General features: G+C 69.8%; 1 pseudogene. It reads left to right on the forward strand.

Features of this window, described 5'->3' with window-relative positions:
* Window positions 1-404 (forward strand): annotated as a pseudogene (locus BTM36_RS04635) (hypothetical protein); the annotation flags it as partial.

The raw sequence follows: 404 nt of genomic DNA on the forward strand, positions 1-404 counted from the left end.
GGGGCACGGCCGTGGCTACGGCTACCGCGATGCGTGGTCGGTCGGTTTCGACGGCAACTACGTGCTTGGCGTCTGGGTCGGCCGTCCGGATAATGGCGCTGTGCCAGGTATCACCGGTTTCGGCACGGCGGCACCGATCCTGTTCGAGGGATTTGTCAAATCCGGCGTGCCGGTCACGCCGCTGCCGCGCGCGCCGGGCGGTGCGGTGCGCATCGCGCAGGCGCAACTGCCGATCAGCCAGCGCCGCTTCACCCGGACATCGAATGGTCTGCTGGCTGCAACGACGCGCGAACCGGCACCGCAGATCGTCTATCCGCCGGAAGGCGCGCGGATCGAGCTCGGGGCGAAGACCGGCGGGACCCTGTCACCCCTCGCGCTGAAACTGCAGGGGGGACGCGCGCCGT

This window comes from Herbaspirillum sp. VT-16-41 (genome assembly GCF_001994935.1).
In the GTDB taxonomy this organism is placed as follows: domain Bacteria; phylum Pseudomonadota; class Gammaproteobacteria; order Burkholderiales; family Burkholderiaceae_D; genus Herbaspirillum; species Herbaspirillum frisingense.